Origin of the sequence: Arthrobacter globiformis, assembly GCF_030817195.1 — a bacterium.
Lineage (GTDB): Bacteria > Actinomycetota > Actinomycetes > Actinomycetales > Micrococcaceae > Arthrobacter > Arthrobacter globiformis_D.
Genome location: NZ_JAUSYZ010000001.1, coordinates 4,721,524 through 4,737,875, shown reverse-complemented (window position 1 = coordinate 4,737,875; position 16,352 = coordinate 4,721,524). Strand labels below are relative to the sequence as shown.

The window sequence follows — 16,352 nt, the reverse complement described above, 5'->3', positions numbered from 1 at the left end:
GCGCTGGCTGGGGCGGCCTGTGGGTTCCCAGTCGGATACCCGCAGGCCGCCCCAGCCGCGATCCTCAGCAATCCTTGCAACAACAGGCTTCAGCGATGACCAGCCCTTCACCGGATTACTATGCGGTGCTGCAGGTTCCGCGCGGCGCCTCGCAGCAGGAGGTCGCCCGCGCCTACCGCGCCCTGATGCGCGGTGGGAGAGCGGACCCTGGACCTGAAACCGACATGAGCGTCATAGGAGAACCACAGCCATGAGCGACTGGCGCCGCTACGATTCACACCTGATTCCGGCCTTCCATGAGCGCTTTGAGCAGCGCTGGGGCAAGGGCACAGCACCGTTCCTGGACCCCGAGGCCCATGAGGAGCCCCTGCCCCGCGCACAGTGGATCAATCCTACGACCGGAGCCGCGCTGGCCGTGGTGCCGATCTGGTCCGACGACGACCACCGGCACCGTACGTTCGGGGTGTTCTACCTGCCGCCTGCCGGGGACATTTGGGTGCTTCGCCCGGGCCTGACCCAGTTCCTGGAGCCCGACGCCGACGGCTCTGCGAACCTGGTCGCCCTGCGGAACGATGCCTTCCGCAAGGCCGTGTCCCACGCCAACGAATTCCTCTTCGGGCCCCCGCCACTGGTGGACTAACCCGCTGGTGAATTAACCGTTGTTGGATCAACCCGGTCCGACGAAACTGACGCCGCCAACGTCGGGCCCGGGTATCCCCGGACCCCCGAATCCAGGTCCGGGAAAACCCGGACCGGGGAAGCCGGGACCGCCGAAGCCGCCCTGCCCGTCCCCGCCGCCGGCGGGGCCGCTGCCCAGCAGGCTCCTGGTGAGGGTCTCGCCGTCGGCCATCAGTTCTTCCACCGCCTCGTACAGGTGGCTGTCCGACACGGGGGTGCCGTCCAGCGCGGCACGCACGACGGCCCGGCGGACCAGTTCGCGCGCGAACGAGGCTGTGGTTCCTTCAGTGCGGGCCGCGGCATCGCGGACGGCGTCCGGGCTGAACGGAATGCCGCGCGCATACAGCGTCACCAGTCCGATCCGCTCGTCCAGGGCCGGCAGCGGAACGTCCACGGCCAGGTCAACGCGGCCGGGGCGCTGGGCGAGGGCCCGCTCGAGCATGTCCACGCGGTTTGTGGTGAGGACGAAGGCGACGTCGGCGTCGTGGTCCAGGCCGTCCATGGCATCCAGAACCTCGAACAGCAGCGGCTGCGGCCCGTGCCCGAAGCTCCGGTCCTCAGCGATCAGGTCGCAGTCCTCCAGCACAACGATGGAAGGCTGCAGGGCCCGCGCCATGGCTGCCGCCTCGGAAATCCTGGCCAGTGACCCTCCGGACAGCAGGATCGCGGTGATGCCGGCGCTTTGGCTCAGCAGGTACCGCACCGTGTGGGTCTTGCCCGTCCCCGGGCGGCCGTACAGCAGGATGCCCCGCTTGAGGTGCTGGCCGTACTCGTTCAGCGACTCCCGGTGCGCGGTGATGCCCAGGGCGTGATCGGCCACTTTCTGGAGCAGCCCCTCGGGAAGGATGACGTCGGACGCTGTGAGCTCCGGCCGGGCGTGGAACGTCACGCCGCCGCTGCTGGGCCCGTACTCGCCCATGACCAGGGAAATGACCTGGCCTTTCAGGATGCTGCCGCGCTGCATGCGCCTGCGGAACTCGGCCAGGAAGTCTGCCGCGTTTTTCGCATCAGCGGCCAGGAGTTCGAGGCACGCCGTCTGCCGCCCGTACCGCGGCGCCGCGTCCCGCTGCAGGACGGCAACAGGGCTGCCCGCGTGCCGGAACAGCCACAGGCCCAGTGCCACGGCTTGCCGCTGTTCATCGGGTCCAACAGCAAGGTTGATGTAATCGGGTTGGGACAACGGAAACTGCGGAAAGAACTGCGACTGCTGCAGCATGTCGCTCAGGGACTGGTGGTGGCGCTGGTCGCCGCCGCCGATCCCCACCAGCCGGAATTGCTCGTCCTCGGCGGCGAGTTCGGCCATCCGGATGTCCGCGTCCACGAATCGGTGCGCCGGCACCTCCTCCACCACCACCGCGAGTGATTCGGCCGGCACCGCCAGATGGTCCGTGATTGTTGTCAGCAGCTGGGTGCCGGCCTGTACGCGGTGCTGCCCGGACTGGGCGATCTGAACCAGCTGCGCGAAATCGTCGATGAACTTCCCCAATTTTTCATCCATGTCGCAGACCCTACCAGCGGCGGTCACCACCACGCCGCGGCCCGGGGCGTTCGGAGGCGGGGCGTTGCCCGGAACCCGTTCCGCGGCCTCTCGTCAGCGGCCCCGGGCCTGTGCCATTCTGGGGGGGTACCGCAGTCCGGAGGTACCGCAGCCCTCCTGAGCTGCCGAAGGACTGGAGCCATCGAAGGAGAAGGCCATATTTCCGCCCAAGGGTTCGTTTTCCAGCTTCAGCGTCGACGACGTGGCGCGCGCCAGGGATTTTTACGGGCAGACGCTGGGCCTGGCGGTGTCCGACGGAGCGATGGGCACGCTGGAGCTGTCCATGCCCGAGGGCCACCGAATTTTTGTCTACCCCAAGGACGACCATGAGCCGGCCACCTTCACCGTCCTGAACCTTGTGGTCGACGACGTCGAGGCAGCCGTTGATGAGCTCAACGCGGCAGGCGTCCAGACCAAGATCTACGACGACCCCAACCTGCCCACGGACGAAAAAGGAATAGCCCGCGGGATGGGACCGGACATCGCATGGTTCAAGGACCCCGCCGGCAACGTGATTTCCGTGATTAACCCGGGCAGTGCGGCGCCCTGAGCGATAGACTCCGGCAATCTGAAGTTTTGGCCTACCGGCCGTCCACAACGTCACAGAGGTCCAGCAATGCATCCTTCCGCCAAAGAATTGGCCGCCATGGTTCCGACCGGATTCACCCTTGGGGTGGCTACAGCAGCGTTCCAGATTGAAGGGGCGCTGGACGAGGACGGCCGTGGACCCGCCGGCTGGGACGTCTTCGCAGCAAAACCCGGGACGATCGTGGACGGCCACAGCCCGGCCGTGGCGTGCGACCACTACCACCGCATGCCGCAGGACGTGGCCCTCATGAAGGAGCTGGGCGTCGATTCCTACCGGTTCTCACTGGCGTGGCCGCGGATCCAGCCGGACGGCCGCGGAGCGGTGAACCGTGCCGGGCTCGATTTCTATGACCGGCTGCTGGATGAGCTGCTGGCCAACGAAATTTCACCGATGGTCACCCTCTACCACTGGGACACGCCGCTGGCCCTCGACGAGGACGGCGGCTGGCTCAACCGGGACACTGCCTACCGGCTGGGCGAGTTCGCCGCCATCGCCGCGGCAGCCTACGGGGACCGGGTGGCGCGCTGGGTGACCATCAACGAGCCCGCCACCGTGACCACCAACGGCTATGCCCTGGGCCTGCACTCCCCGGGGAAGGCCGACCTCGCGAATGGCCTGCCCAGCGTGCACCACCAACTGCTGGGCCACGGCCTCGCGCTGCAGGCCCTGCGGGCAGCGAAGGTGCCCGGCGAAATCGGCATGACCAATGTGTACTCGCCCGTGGTGCCCAACTCCGGCAACCCCCTCGACTGGATTAGTGCGGGTGCCATGGATGTGGCACAGAACCGGCTTTACGCGGACCCAGTGCTCACCGGAAAATATCCGGACCTCATCCGGGCGGCGAAGTTCTTCTCGTCCTTCGAGCATCCGGATGAGGACATGGCCGTCATCTCCCAGCCGCTGGACTTCTACGGCTTGAACTACTACATGCCCACCAGGGTGGCGGCCGGCGGCGGCGACAGCCCCGTTCCGGCGGCCATGGCCGAGGCGATGGGGGATGACCTCAGGGACGCCACGCCCGGTGCCCCGCTGCACATTGAGCCGTGGCCGGACACTGAAACCACTGCCTACGGGTGGCCCGTGAAACCGGAATACATGGCCGTGGCGCTCAAGGAAATGGCCGAACGGTACCCGAAACTTCCGCCGGTGATCATCACCGAGGGCGGGGCAAGCTTTGAGGACGTCAAGGTCCGCGACAAGTCAACCAATCGGACCTTCATCCCCGACGAGCGGCGGCTGCGCTACCTCTCCGACCACCTCGGCACCGCCCTCCGCGCCACGGCCCCCGGCGGCGAGGCTGAAGCGATCGACCTGCGCGGCTATTACGTCTGGTCATTCATGGACAACTTCGAATGGTCCGGCGGCTACAAACAGCCGTTCGGCCTGGTGCACGTGGATTTCGAGACGCAGGTGCGCACGCCCAAGGCCTCGTTCTACTGGTTCCAGGAACTCCAGGAGGAACGGAGGCTGGCAGCGTCCGCGGATGCCGCCGTCGCGGCTGCGGCAGCAGGGACGGACGGCGCGCTGACAGACGCAGGGATGTCCGACGGTGGAATGTCCGACGCCGGTCCGGTCACCTAGAGCAGTTCGGGTACCTAGAGGAGTTCGAGTTCCCGGAGCTGGCGGGCTATGCCCGCCCCGTCGGGGGAGTAGATCCACGGCACCGTCGAGGCGCTGTGGTCGCCGTCCTCGGAATGGCCGCCGGCGAAGACGGCCTCGCTCACGGACAGCTGCCGGATGGCGATGGCCGCCACCTTGTCCGCGTTGTGCTGCGTGAACTGCGAGTAGATCTGCTCGTCGTGCTGCCCGTTGTCGCCAATCAGGAGCCAGCGCATGTGCGGGAATTCCGCCGCCAGCCGCTCAAGATTGCGGCGCTTGTGCTCCTGGCCGCTGCGGAACCAGCGGTCCTGCGTCAGTCCCCAGTCCGTCAGCAGCAACGGGCCGGCCGGGTACATGTTCCGGGTCAGGAACCGCGCGAGGGTGGGCGCAGCGTTCCAGGGGCCCGTCGAGAGATAGATGACCGGTGCGTCGGGATGCTCAACGGTGAGCCGGTCCAGGAGCACCGCCATCCCCGGGGTGGCCATCCTGGCCCGCTCGCTCAGCACAAAGGTGTTCCAGAGTGCCAGGAACGGCCGGGGCAAGGCCGTCACCATGACGGTGTCGTCAATGTCGGACACGATGCCAAACTTTGTGTCCGGGGCAATCACGAAGATGCTGGCTTCCGCCGGTTCGGCATCCGCGGAGCGGAGTATGGCGGTGTGCCACCCCGGGGCGAGGGCCACCGGGATATCGATGTCCACAAGCCCGCCGCGGTCTGCCTTGACCTTCGTGACTCTTCCGCCGATCTCAATCTCCACCTCGGAACGGGGGATGGGAACGCTGGTGAAGGCGCGCCAGCCGCGTACGTTCTCGGTGCCGTTCCGGGCGGCATGGTCGGCGCGGCTGCCAGGCACGGGCTTGCTGGCCAGCACCACCCTGCCCAGGACACGGACCCATTCCGTGGAGCCGTAGCCCTGGTACGCGATCGTCTTGGGCTCAAACTTCCAGCGGCGTGCCAGTTTCAGGCGCGCGGTATTGATCGAGTCGGATAGCCAGTGGGCCAGGCGGAAGACGCGCGTCCCTGACAAGCTCGTCCCTGACAACGGTGATTCCTGTGACGCCATGTCCATGCCTTCACTCTGCCACAGGGCGGGGGCCCATGGGCTGCCCGCCTGTGCTCTGTTACTCGCCGCTGTCTCCCAGCATGCCGCGCAGGGTGGCCGCATTACGCACGGCGTTGCCGCCGCCGTCGTTGTTGAAATAGGCGAAGACTTCCTTTCCGGAGCTGCGCCACTCCCGGATCCTGTCCGCCCACCAGCCCAGTTCCTCATCCGAGTAGGAACCGCCGTACAGGTGCTGGTGGTCCGGCCCGTGCAGCCTGACGTAGACGAATGGTGCAGTCGCCTGGAGGTTGCAGGGCAGATTGGCGCCGCTCATGACTGTGTACGCAGCCTGGTGCCGTTCCAGCAGTCCGTACACCTCCGGCTGCTCCCAGCTCGGATGCCGGAACTCCACGGCCACTCGGATCCACTCGGGCATGGCGCCTAGGAAGTAGTCCAGGCGGGCATCATCCCGGGCCATGCCGGGAGGCAGCTGGACCAGGAGCACAGCGCGCTTGTCGCCGAGTTCATGCCAGCAGCGCGCGATGCGTTCGATCCAGACTTCCGGGCCGTACAGCTTCTTGCCGTGGGTGAGTCCGCGGGGGGCTTTGACGGACAGCGAAAAACCGGCCGGCAGCCGGGTCCGCCAGCCGGCGAACGTGGTGTCCCGCGGCCAGCGGTAGAAGCTGGCATTCAGCTCCACCGTGCTGAATCTTGCCACGTAGTACTGCAGCCGCTCCCTGGTGGGAAGCCCGGGCGGGTACAGCACATTTTCCCAGTGGTCGTAGCTCCAGCCGGACGTACCGATGTGGACGTTCACCTGTCGGGCGTCACTCGAAGTGGGTTGACAGTGGGCCGCCGCCTGCAGACTCCACGATGGCCGCAGCGACGTCGCGCAGCTTCAGGTTGCGCGTCGGCCGAGAAACGTGCCAGCTCGTCGAGGAAATCCTGGACATCCTGGGTGTCCAGCAGCATGTCCTGGACGCGCCCCACCACGTCGGCTTCGTTCAGGCGACTATCCACTCAAGGCTCCACTTCCGCCCTGCAAACCGGCTGAGCCGGGTGACCGGGGCAAGACTCCGGCGGCCGCTCCGCCTCACTTCAGGCTACACCGGGCACCCCCTCGTGCCGCGGGGCCCGCTGTGGCACTGTAAGGGCATGGTAGGCATCGAGGATTATGCGGTGGTCGGCGATCTGCACACGGCGGCCCTGGTCAGCACTGAAGGGTCGATTGACTGGCTGTGCCTGCCGCGGTTCGATTCCCCGGCTTGCTTCAATGCGCTCCTGGACACCCCGGAAGCCGGCCGCTGGCTCCTCGCCCCGGCAGTTGGCGGCGGCTGCACGCGGCGCCGCTACCGGCGGCACACCCTCATCCTGGAAACCGAGTGGGAAACTGACGACGGCGCCGTCCGGGTCATCGACTTCATGCCGCCCCGCGACGAGGTGGCGGACATCGTGCGGATCGTGGTGGGGCTGCACGGACACGTCCGCATGAGAAGCGAGCTGGCCCTGCGCTTCGACTACGGCCACATCATGCCCTGGGTGCGCCGGGACAGCCACGGCCTCCACGCCGTCGCGGGACCTGATTCTGCCTACCTGGTGACCACCGCCCCGCTGCGCGGCGAACGCATGCACACCGTCAGCGACTTCACTGTGAAAGCCGGCGAACGGGTGCCGTTCGTGCTGACCTGGGCGCCCAGCCATGTCCGGCGGCCCCGGTCCGTGGACGCCGAGGAAGTCCTGGACTCCACCGAACGGTTCTGGCGGGAATGGACGGATAAGTGCAAGGTATCCGGGCCGTACAAGGATGCCGTGCAGCGCTCGCTGATCACGCTCAAGGCCCTGACCTACGCGCCCACCGGAGGCATCGTTGCGGCCGTGACCACGTCGCTGCCGGAGCAGCTGGGCGGGCCTCGGAACTGGGACTACCGTTACTGCTGGCTCCGCGACGCCACCCTGACCCTCCAGGCGCTGCTGGCCGCCGGCTACACCTCCGAGGCGGCGGCATGGCGCGACTGGCTGCTGCGGGCCGTGGCAGGGGACCCGGCTGACCTGCAGATCATGTACGGGATCCACGGCGAACGCAGGCTGCCGGAACTGGAACTGCCCTGGCTGGCCGGCTACGAGAACTCGAAGCCGGTCAGGGTGGGCAACGCGGCCGCCGGCCAGCTGCAGCTGGATGTGTGGGGTGAGGTGCTGGACTGCCTTGCCCTGACCCGCAACTCGCTGCTGAAGCACACGGACGAAGCCTGGGACGTCCAGGTGGCGCTGATGGAATACCTCGAAGGGGCCTGGGACCAGCCGGACAACGGGCTGTGGGAGATGCGCGGCCCGCGGCGCCATTTCACCCATTCCAAAGTGATGGCGTGGGTAGCCGCGGACCGGATGGTCAAGGGAGTCCGGGATTCAAGGCTTCCGGGACCGGCGGACCGCTGGGAGGCGCTGCGCGACACCATCCATGCCGAGGTCATGGCCAAGGGCTTCGACGCCGACCGGAACACGTTCACGCAGAGCTACGGCCGGCCCGAACTCGATGCCAGCCTGCTCCTCATTCCGCGCGTGGGTTTCCTCCCGCCCGACGACCCCCGGGTGATCGGCACCATCGACGCCATCCAGCGCGAACTGACGGAGGACGGGTTCGTGCTCCGGTACCGGCCCCAGGTGAGCGACGACGGACTGCCAGGGGGTGAGGGGGTGTTCCTTGCCTGTTCCTTCTGGCTCGTGGAGGCGCTGCTGGGGGCAGGCCGGCACAGGGAAGCCACGGAACTGTTCGAGCGGCTGCTGTCGCTGCGCAACGATGTCGGCCTGCTGAGCGAGGAATGGGGCGTCCAGAGCGGGCGGCACCTCGGGAACACCCCGCAGGCATTCAGCCATTTCGCACTGGTGACCAGTGCCCTGGAACTGGGTCAGCGCCGGCCCCGCCGGAGCGACAAGCCGCTCCCGTCAAAAGCTGGCACCGCCTGAGGGCTTGGCGTCGCCGGCCTTGTTCGAAGCGGAATTTGGGTGACACCTCTCACCTTCGGTGCGTAAGTAAGTATACTTACTAAACACCTCACCGAAGGGTGAAGAAGGAGGAAGGCAAAATGGCTGGATATTTCGAGTTGGTGGACGCTCCTGACGGCGGTTACAGGATCCGGCTGCTGGACGGGACGGGGGCGCTGATGGCCGTGTCCGTCACCTTCCCTACGAAGCGCGCAGCCGTTGCCGGAGTCGCCCAGGCCCGGGAGATTGCCGGTACCGGCCTGATCCGTGACTGCTGCAAGGATGCAGTAAAGCGGCCCGCGCAAAAGCGCCATGCCAGGCCCGCCCGCAAAGCGGTGACGTCGACTGTTGGCGCCGGCTATGGCTCGCCGAAGAGCGCCCGGCAGCGGGTGCCTGCGCCGCAGCTGGCCGAGGTTGGCGCGGGTGTCGGATAAGTTGGTGGACAGGGAGTCGAAGGGCCAATCGTCAGAAGGGCGTCGCAGCGAGAAGGGTGTCCTGTTCGATGTTGACGGGACCCTGATCGACTCCGCCTACATCCATACCCTCGCCTGGTGGCACGCGTTCCGCCAGTCCGGATTCGATGTGCCCATGGCCCGGATCCACCGCTGCGTTGGGATGGGCGGGGCGCGTCTGGTGGACAGTCTGCTGCCGGACTCCCGCGACAGGGAAGTGGACGAGGCGATCCTGTCTGCCCATTCCGGGGTTTTCGGCACGTACTGGCCGTCGCTCCGCGCCTTCGACGGGGCCCGGGACCTGCTGGCCAAGTGCAGCCAGGGCGGCCTGGCGGTGGCTCTGGCCTCGTCCGCGAGGGAACAGGATCTCAACGCGTTGCGGTCGGCACTGTCGGCGGATGACTTCATTGATGCCGCCACGAGCGCCAATGATGCGGAAAACAGCAAGCCCGAGCCGGACATCCTGGTGGCAGCGCTCGAGGCTGTCGGGCTCGAGGCTTCGGGGGCTGTGTATGTAGGGGATGCGGTGTGGGATGTCATGGCGGCCAGCAAGCTCGGCATCCCCACCATCGCACTGACCTGCGGCGGCACCAGTGAGGCCGAATTGCGCGACGTAGGGGCCGTCGAGGTCTACGAGGGTCCGCGGGAGCTGCTGGACAACCTGGACCGCAGCGCGATCGGAAAACTTCTGGTCAGCTAGGGTTCCGGCCGAGGGGTCACGCCCCGGCCGTGTCCGCCCTGGATTCGCTGTTCGTGAACCCGCCGCCCTCGGGTTCGTCAGCGTAGGACCCCTTGTTCCACGACACTGCAACCGCCACGGAGCCGTCGTCGTTCCTGACCACCTCGGTGATCACCTCCGAAACCGCCGCCCCCATGGCGAGGATCTTTGCGCGGTAGGTGGTCACCAGTTCCTCGAGGCTGGCTTCCGTCCATTCGCCTGGACGCATGCGCGTGGAGATTTCCACTGGTTCGGGCTGGTACAGCGACATAATGGGCGCCTTTCCTAGGGGGCGAGAACAGTTCCTACGCTAAGAGCGTTCTCCGGCCGAAACAAGAGAAAAGCAAGGATGCTTACTTTCCAATCCTGAATCCCAAAAAAATTGATAAGCATACTGACCTTCACATCCGGACCCGGGCACGTTACGGTCGAAAGGACGCGACGTGCAGCTACAGGAAGGCACTCCATTGAAGGCACTGACTTGGCAAGGCAAGCGCTCGGTGAGCGTGAAGGAGGTGCCGGATCCCGTCATCCAGGAGCCTACGGATGCGATCGTCAGGATTACGTCCTCCGCGATCTGCGGTTCGGACCTCCACCTGTACGAGGTGCTTGGCCCCTACATGCACAAGAACGACGTGCTGGGCCACGAACCCATGGGCATCGTGGAAGAGGTGGGGAGCGCCGTCACCAACCTGGCCAAGGGTGACCGCGTGGTCATTCCCTTCAACATTTCCTGCGGCCACTGTTACATGTGCTCACAGGGCCTCCAGTCGCAGTGCGAAACCAGCCAGGTCCGGGCCAAAAACTCCGGGGCCGCGCTCTACGGCTATTCGGAGCTCTACGGCTCCATTCCCGGCGCGCAGGCGGAGTACCTGCGGGTGCCGTTCGCGGACTACGGCCCGGTGAAGGTCGGGCAGGAACTGCCGGACGAGCGGTATCTGTTCCTTTCGGACATTCTTCCCACTGCCTGGCAGGCAGTGAAATACGCCGATGCTCCGGCCGGCGGAACGCTGGCAGTCTTCGGGCTGGGGCCGGTGGGGCAGTTCGCCTCCCGGGTGGGCGCGTACTTCGGCCAGCGGGTCATCGGTGTTGATCCGGTCCCGGAGCGCCGCGAGATGGCGGCGCGCCATGGCGTCGAGGTCCTGGACTATGCCAAGGGCATCGCCGACGAACTGCGCGAGGTGACCGGCGGCCGCGGCCCGGACGCCGTGGTTGACGCCGTGGGGATGGAAGCGCACGGATCACCGGTGGCGGGATTCGCCCACCAGGCACTCGGCCTCCTTCCGGACAAGGTGGCACAGAAGGCCATGGAGACCGCCGGCGTGGACAGGCTCGCCGTGCTCCACACGGCCATCGACTCGGTCCGGCGCGGGGGCACGGTTTCCCTGAGCGGTGTCTACGGCGGCACGGCCAGCCCCATGCCCCTGCTCACCATGTTCGACAAGCAGATCCAGCTGCGCATGGGCCAGTGCAACGTCCGCCGGTGGACGGATGAGCTGCTTCCGCTGGTGGAGGACGACGCCGATCCGCTGGGTGTGATGGATCTGGTCACCCATACTGCCGGGCTGGCCGAGGCGCCGGAGCTCTATGAAAAGTTCCAGAAGAAAGAGGACGGCTGCATCAAGGTGGTCCTCAAGCCCTGACGGGCCACTGGATACCCGGGCTTTTGCAGCGAGGCCCGGGGGGGGAGGCCGGCGGGGGACTTACCCCGCCGGCCGCTTTCCGTGGCTCAGCCCTCGCGCCACTCGTGGCCGGTGATGTGGGAGCCGGCCTGCGGCCCCATCTGGAGCATGCCGCCGTCGACCGCCCACGACGCCCCGGTGACATAGCTCGACGCCGGAGAGGCGAGGAACGCGATGACGGCTGCCACTTCCCGGGCATCGCCGGGCCTGCCGAGGGGAACTCCGGGCCGGTCCTTGGTGCGGGGGTCCTCGTCGGTTTGGCCGGTCATCGGCGTCGCGATCTCGCCGGGCGCCACGGAGTTGGCCGTGATGCCGTGGGTGGCCAGCTCCAGCGCGATGGTCTTGATGAGCCCGCCCAGCCCGTGCTTCGAGGCATCGTAGGCAGAGGAGCCCACACGCGGCTGCGTCTCGTGGACGCTGGTGACGGCGATGATCCGGCCGCCTCGCCCGGCACCGACCATCCGCCGGGCTGCCGCCTGGATGCAGAGGAAGGCACCGTTGAGGTTGGTGTCCAGTGTTTTCGCCCAGGTCTCGTAGTTCAGTTCGAGGAACTTGGTGCCGTCGCCCATGCCGGAGTTGTTGACGAACACGTCCACCCCGCCCAGGTCCTCGGCGAGGCCGTCGATGACACCGGCGCAGGTCAGGAGGTCGGTGGTGTCGAGCTGCCGGACCACCGCGTTCCGGCCCGCTGAGCGGACCTCCTCCGCCGTCCGCTCGGCACCTTCCCTGTCCGAATGCCAGGTGACGCCGACGTCCAGCCCGGCCTGGGCCAGGGCCACCGCAGTGGCGCGGCCGATGCCGGAATCGCTGCCGGTGACAATAGCGGTGCGCGGCGAGAAATCGGGCGATAGTTCCATGGTGCGTCCTTTCAGTGTCAGGCCGCCGCATCCACAACGCAGAAGCGGTTTCCGTCCGGGTCTTCGAGCACGATGAAGTCCGGGTCATCCGGATACGAGTCCCAGTCCACCCTGGCTGCGCCGAGCTCGACGAGGCGTTCCACCTCGGCGGCCTGGTCATCGGCGTAGAGATCAAGGTGGAGGCGCGGATGGGGCTGCACCGGGGTCTCGCTGAGCATGAGGGCGAGGCGGGCGCCGTCGCCTTTTTGCGGGATGAGCACCACCCACGTTTGGTCGCCGTCTTCCCGCGGAACGTAGCCGAGGGCGTCGCACCAGAAAGCGGTGGCGCGGGCGACGTCGTTGACGCCGAGGACAGTCGTTCCGATCGTCAGCATGCCCCCATGCTTCCGTGCGGCCAGTTGCGATGCAAGGGGCTGGGGAAGCCGGAGACGCCGGAAACGCGCGAAATCGCCGGAAGCGCCCTGTGTGTCAGGCTTCCGGCGATCTCGGCGATTCGGGGAGGAGGGCTCTACGTCAGGCGGATCTGGCGGTTCATGTCCTTGTACAGCAAGTAACGGAACTGGCCCGGGCCGCCGGCGTAGCAGGCCTGCGGGCAGAAGGCGCGCAGCCACATGAAGTCGCCGGCCTCCACCTCAACCCAGTCGTTGTTGAGCAGGTACATGGCCTTGCCCTCCAGGACGTACAGGCCGTGCTCCATGACGTGGGTCTCCGGGAACGGGATGACCCCGCCCGGCTGGAACGTCACAATGTTCACCTGCATGTCGTGGGCCAGGTCGTTGGAATCCGTGAAGCGGGTGGTCTTCCAGGCGCCGTTGGTATCCGGCATCGCGGTGGGTTCCACCTCGGCATCACTGGTGACGAAGGACTTCGCCTCGTAACCCTCGAGCCGCTCGTAGGCCTTGCGGATCCACTGGAAGGAGACGATGTCATCGGACACGTTCTCCAGACCCCAGGTGGCACCGGCGGCCAGGTATGCGTAGCCGCCTTCCTCCAGCTGGTGAAGTTCGCCGTCGAGGGTCAGGTTGACCCTGCCCTTGGTGACGAAGACGACGCCTTCGACGCCGGGCTCAAACTCGGCCTTGGGAGCGCCGCCGCCCGGGCCGATCTCCACGATCAGCTGCGAAAACGTGGTGGCAAACCCGGCGATCGGGCGGGCCAGGATCCAGGAGCGGGTGTTGGAGAAACCCGGCAGGGTGCTGGTCACGATGTCGGTCATGACGCCCTTGGGGATGACCGTGTAGGCCTCCGTGACGATGGCCCGCTCCGTGGTGAGGTGGGTCTGCGGCGGCAGGCCGCCCTGGGGGTAGTAGTACTTGCCCATCTGTGGATCCTTACTTTGAAGTGGTGTGGGCCAGCCTTGGGTGGGCCAGGCCGGTGAGCTGGGGGAGTCCGACGCCGGCAAGCGCCTGGACGTCGTCGGCGCCCACGGCGCCGCACTGGACGCCGCGCAGTACAAATGCCGCGAGGGCGCGGGCGGTGGCGGGCTCATCCATGACCCCGCCTTCGGTGCGTTCCACATAGTTGCGGAGCCGGGCCGCGGCGGCCGGCAGGCCCTGGCGGTAGAACGCGTACGTCGCCGCGAAACGGCTGGGCAGCTGGGCCGGGTGCAGGTCCCAGCCCTGGTAGTAGCCGCGCTCCAGGGAACGCCGCACCAGGCGGCCGTGCAGCTGCCAGGCGTTTTCCACGTTGTCGCCCACCGGGATGATGTTGGTCGATCCGTCGGACAGCCGGATGCCGGTACCTGCCACCGCCAGCTGCATGACCTCCTTGGCGAAGTCGGCCACCGGGTGCTCCATCGACTGGTACTCCGCGGAGATCTGCAGGGAGGCCGAGTAATCGTACGTGCCGTAGTGCAGGCCGCTGATCCGGCCCGGGACGGCGTGCGGCAGCTGTGCCACCGGGGACGTCCCCTCCGGGCCGAGAATGAGCTGCGGCGTCTCCACCTGCACCTCGAACCGGAGCCGGCCGGCGGGGAGCGCGTGGATCTCCTCAAGGCGGGAGACCGCGTAGTCCATCGCCTGCACCTGCGCCACGGTGGTGACCTTGGGCAGGGTCAGAACCAGGCCCTCGGGGAGTTCACCGGCCGCGGCGAGGCCGGAGACGAACAGGTCCAGGGTCCGCAGCCCGCGGGCCCGGGTGGCGGCCTCGAAGCACTTGAACCGGATGCCGATGAACGGCGGTGCGGAGCCGGCCGAAACTGCGGCGGCCACGGCGGACGCCGCAGCAACCGCGGCCGCGTCCTCGGCGTCGTCGCCCCGGTCCCCGAACCCGTCCTCGAAGTCGAGCCGGAGGTCCTCGATCGGCTCGCTGCCCAGTTTCGCCTCCACGCGGGAAGCTACTGCCTCGGCGAGGTCGGCGTCCTGGCCCAGCAGCGAGCCGAGCCGGGCCAGCCCGCCGTGGGCGGCCGCCGTCGCCAGCGCCTGGTTTCCCCAGTCGGCCACGAGCGATGGCGTGAACCGGTCAGCGGGGACGTAGACGGTGTGGACGGGCTGGCGGGAGCCGTCGTCGCCCGGGTAGTTTCGCTCAAGCAACCGGTCGGTGTCGGCCAGCTGCCCGTCGATCCGGGCCAGGTCCGCCGCGGTCAGCGATGTTTCGGGTACCGCCATGCCTCAGCCCACCAGTTCGTAGGCGGGGGTGGTCAGGAAGTCCGTGTAGTCCTCGGAGAGGCAAATGTCGCCGATCAGGGCGCTGGCGGGCTGGTAGTAGCGGGCGAACGCTTCCTCGCCCACCTCGCCGCGCAGCTTTTCGGTTTCCTCGGCCAGGATCCGGGTGACCAGTTCGCGGGTGACCTTGTTGCCGGTGTCCGCGAGGACCACCTCGTTGCGGATCTGCTGCCAGACCTGCGAACGGGAGATTTCCGCCGTGGCGGCGTCCTCCATCAGGTTGTGGATGGCCACCGCGCCGTTGCCGGAGATCCAGACGGCCGTGTAGGCCACCGCAACGTAGAGGTTCAGGCGCAGACCGGCTTCCGTGACCTGGCCTTCCGCGGAGGCGATGTCCAGCAGCTGGCCGGCCGTGACCGAGACCTCGGGGCGCTGCTTGTCCAGCTGGTTGGGCCGATCGCCGAGCACGGAATCGAAGACCTCCTGGCACACGGGCACCAGGTCCGGGTGGGCCACCCACGAGCCGTCGAAGCCGTCGTTCGCCTCGCGGGTCTTGTCCGCGCGGACCTTCTCGAAGGCCTGGGCGGTGACCTCGGGTTCGCGCCGGTTGGGGATGACCGCAGCCATGCCGCCCATCGCGAAGGCGCCACGGTGGTGGCAGGTCTTCACCAGCAGTTCCGTATACGCCCGCATAAACGGTGCCGTCATGGCCACGGTGGCGCGGTCCGGCAGTACGAAGCTGGCACCGGCGTCGCGGAAGTACTTGATGATGCTGAACAGGTAGTCCCAGCGCCCGGCGTTCAGGCCCGAGGCGTGGTCCCGCAGCTCGTAGAGGATCTCGTCCATCTCGAACGCTGCCGGGATGGTCTCGATCAGGACGGTGGCGCGGATGGTGCCCTGGCCAAGGCCGAGGAAGTCCTGAGCGAAGACGAACACGTCGTTCCACAGCCGTGCCTCGAGGTGGCTCTCCATCTTCGGCAGGTAGTAGTACGGGCCGTGGCCGTTGAGCACCAGCTGCTTGGCGACGTGGAAGAAGTGCAGGCCGAAGTCCACCAGCGCGCCGACGGCGGGTTCGCCGTTGAGCAGCAGGTGCCGCTCCTCCATGTGCCAGCCGCGGGGGCGGGCCACGACGACGGCCAGCGGGGCGTCGGTGCGGAGCCGGTATTCCTTGCCCTCGGGGGAGGTGTAGCTCAGGGTTCCGGTGGCGGCGTCGCGGAGGTTGAGGATGGCGTCGATGACGTTGCCCCACGTGGGCGTGCTGGCGTCCTCAAGGTCAGCCAGCCACACCTTGGCGCCGGAGTTCAGGGCGTTGATGGCCATCTTGGCCGGCGAAGCTGGCCCGGTCATCTCAACCCGGCGGTCCTGCAGCGCCGCGGGTGCCGGCGCAACCTTCCAGTCGCCGTCGCGCACGTTCTTCGTCTCCGGCAGGAAATCCAGGCTGCCGGTCCGGGCCACCTGCTCACGCTTGGCCTTGCGGGCCGCGAGCAGCTCGCCGCGCCGGCCGGCGAAGCGCTTATGGAGCTCCTCCACGAACGCGAGGGCCTTCGGGGTGAGAATTTCCTCCGCACGCTCGATCGGCCGGGGGTCTGTGACTGTGATAGCCATTGTGGGTCCT

17 protein-coding genes are annotated in these 16,352 nt (G+C 67.4%); 8 read left to right on the top strand and 9 right to left on the bottom strand.

Annotated elements, in window-relative coordinates; all coding sequences use genetic code 11:
• Positions 1–95: 95 nt before the first annotated feature.
• Entirely contained in the window at positions 96–254 is a 159-nt protein-coding gene (locus tag QF036_RS21685; protein WP_307105208.1) for a hypothetical protein, read from the top strand.
• Positions 251–640, top strand: a complete 390-nt coding sequence (locus QF036_RS21680) for a hypothetical protein (protein WP_307105206.1) — start codon at positions 251–253, stop codon at positions 638–640. Before QF036_RS21685 ends, QF036_RS21680 begins: the two co-directional genes overlap by 4 nt.
• 27 nt (positions 641–667) lie before the next feature.
• Here QF036_RS21680 and QF036_RS21675 read toward each other — a convergent pair whose 3' ends face one another.
• Positions 668–2,176 carry an AAA family ATPase gene (locus QF036_RS21675; protein ID WP_307105204.1) on the bottom strand — a complete coding sequence of 503 codons (1,509 nt, stop codon included), beginning with the start codon at positions 2,174–2,176 and terminating at the stop codon, positions 668–670.
• Positions 2,177–2,372: 196 nt separating this feature from the next.
• On the opposite strand from QF036_RS21675, the gene QF036_RS21670 reads away from it, so the two are divergent.
• Positions 2,373–2,765 (top strand): VOC family protein, encoded by a 393-nt coding sequence (locus tag QF036_RS21670; protein ID WP_307106054.1) that lies wholly within the window; start codon positions 2,373–2,375, stop codon positions 2,763–2,765.
• A 66-nt stretch (positions 2,766–2,831) separates the two neighbouring features.
• Positions 2,832–4,385: a GH1 family beta-glucosidase gene (locus QF036_RS21665; RefSeq protein ID WP_307105203.1), complete on the top strand. Its 1,554-nt coding sequence runs from the start codon at positions 2,832–2,834 to the stop codon at positions 4,383–4,385.
• 14 nt (positions 4,386–4,399) lie between these two features.
• On the opposite strand, the gene QF036_RS21660 is transcribed toward QF036_RS21665, so the two are convergent.
• Positions 4,400–5,473 (bottom strand): App1 family protein, encoded by a 1,074-nt coding sequence (locus QF036_RS21660; RefSeq protein ID WP_307105202.1) that lies wholly within the window; start codon positions 5,471–5,473, stop codon positions 4,400–4,402.
• Between the two features lie 52 nt (positions 5,474–5,525).
• Positions 5,526–6,263: a DUF72 domain-containing protein gene (locus QF036_RS21655; protein ID WP_307105200.1), complete on the bottom strand. Its 738-nt coding sequence runs from the start codon at positions 6,261–6,263 to the stop codon at positions 5,526–5,528.
• Positions 6,264–6,601: 338 nt separating this feature from the next.
• Between QF036_RS21655 and QF036_RS21650 the strand changes: the two genes are divergently transcribed.
• The 3 genes from QF036_RS21650 (at position 6,602) to QF036_RS21640 (ending at position 9,577) form a co-directional block, all read left to right on the top strand.
• Positions 6,602–8,407: a glycoside hydrolase family 15 protein gene (locus QF036_RS21650; RefSeq protein WP_307106053.1), complete on the top strand. Its 1,806-nt coding sequence runs from the start codon at positions 6,602–6,604 to the stop codon at positions 8,405–8,407.
• A gap of 119 nt (positions 8,408–8,526) precedes the next feature.
• A complete protein-coding gene (locus QF036_RS21645) occupies positions 8,527–8,859 on the top strand; it encodes a YegP family protein (protein WP_307105198.1) in 333 nt (110 codons plus the stop codon).
• A gap of 4 nt (positions 8,860–8,863) precedes the next feature.
• Positions 8,864–9,577 (top strand): HAD family hydrolase, encoded by a 714-nt coding sequence (locus tag QF036_RS21640; RefSeq protein WP_307106051.1) that lies wholly within the window; start codon positions 8,864–8,866, stop codon positions 9,575–9,577.
• A gap of 16 nt (positions 9,578–9,593) precedes the next feature.
• On the opposite strand, the gene QF036_RS21635 is transcribed toward QF036_RS21640, so the two are convergent.
• A complete protein-coding gene (locus tag QF036_RS21635; RefSeq protein WP_307105196.1) occupies positions 9,594–9,866 on the bottom strand; it encodes a hypothetical protein in 273 nt (90 codons plus the stop codon).
• A gap of 196 nt (positions 9,867–10,062) precedes the next feature.
• Here QF036_RS21635 and QF036_RS21630 point away from each other — a divergent pair, with 196 nt between their 5' ends.
• Positions 10,063–11,238, top strand: coding sequence for a zinc-dependent alcohol dehydrogenase (locus QF036_RS21630; protein WP_307106049.1), 1,176 nt, complete (start codon positions 10,063–10,065; stop codon positions 11,236–11,238).
• 86 nt (positions 11,239–11,324) lie between these two features.
• Here the strand turns inward: QF036_RS21630 and QF036_RS21625 are convergent, their stop codons facing one another.
• The 5 genes from QF036_RS21625 to aceB form a co-directional block, all read right to left on the bottom strand.
• Positions 11,325–12,134 carry an SDR family oxidoreductase gene (locus tag QF036_RS21625; protein WP_307105195.1) on the bottom strand — a complete coding sequence of 270 codons (810 nt, stop codon included), beginning with the start codon at positions 12,132–12,134 and terminating at the stop codon, positions 11,325–11,327.
• Between the two features lie 17 nt (positions 12,135–12,151).
• Complete coding sequence (locus tag QF036_RS21620; protein WP_307105192.1) at positions 12,152–12,508, bottom strand: VOC family protein; 357 nt, start codon at positions 12,506–12,508, stop codon at positions 12,152–12,154.
• Between the two features lie 134 nt (positions 12,509–12,642).
• A complete protein-coding gene (locus QF036_RS21615) occupies positions 12,643–13,455 on the bottom strand; it encodes a bifunctional allantoicase/(S)-ureidoglycine aminohydrolase (protein ID WP_307105189.1) in 813 nt (270 codons plus the stop codon).
• Positions 13,456–13,465: 10 nt separating this feature from the next.
• Positions 13,466–14,740 carry a DUF6986 family protein gene (locus QF036_RS21610; RefSeq protein WP_307105187.1) on the bottom strand — a complete coding sequence of 425 codons (1,275 nt, stop codon included), beginning with the start codon at positions 14,738–14,740 and terminating at the stop codon, positions 13,466–13,468.
• A 3-nt stretch (positions 14,741–14,743) separates the two neighbouring features.
• Positions 14,744–16,342 carry a malate synthase A gene (gene aceB, locus QF036_RS21605; protein ID WP_307105185.1) on the bottom strand — a complete coding sequence of 533 codons (1,599 nt, stop codon included), beginning with the start codon at positions 16,340–16,342 and terminating at the stop codon, positions 14,744–14,746.
• Between the last annotated feature and the right edge of the window lie 10 nt (positions 16,343–16,352).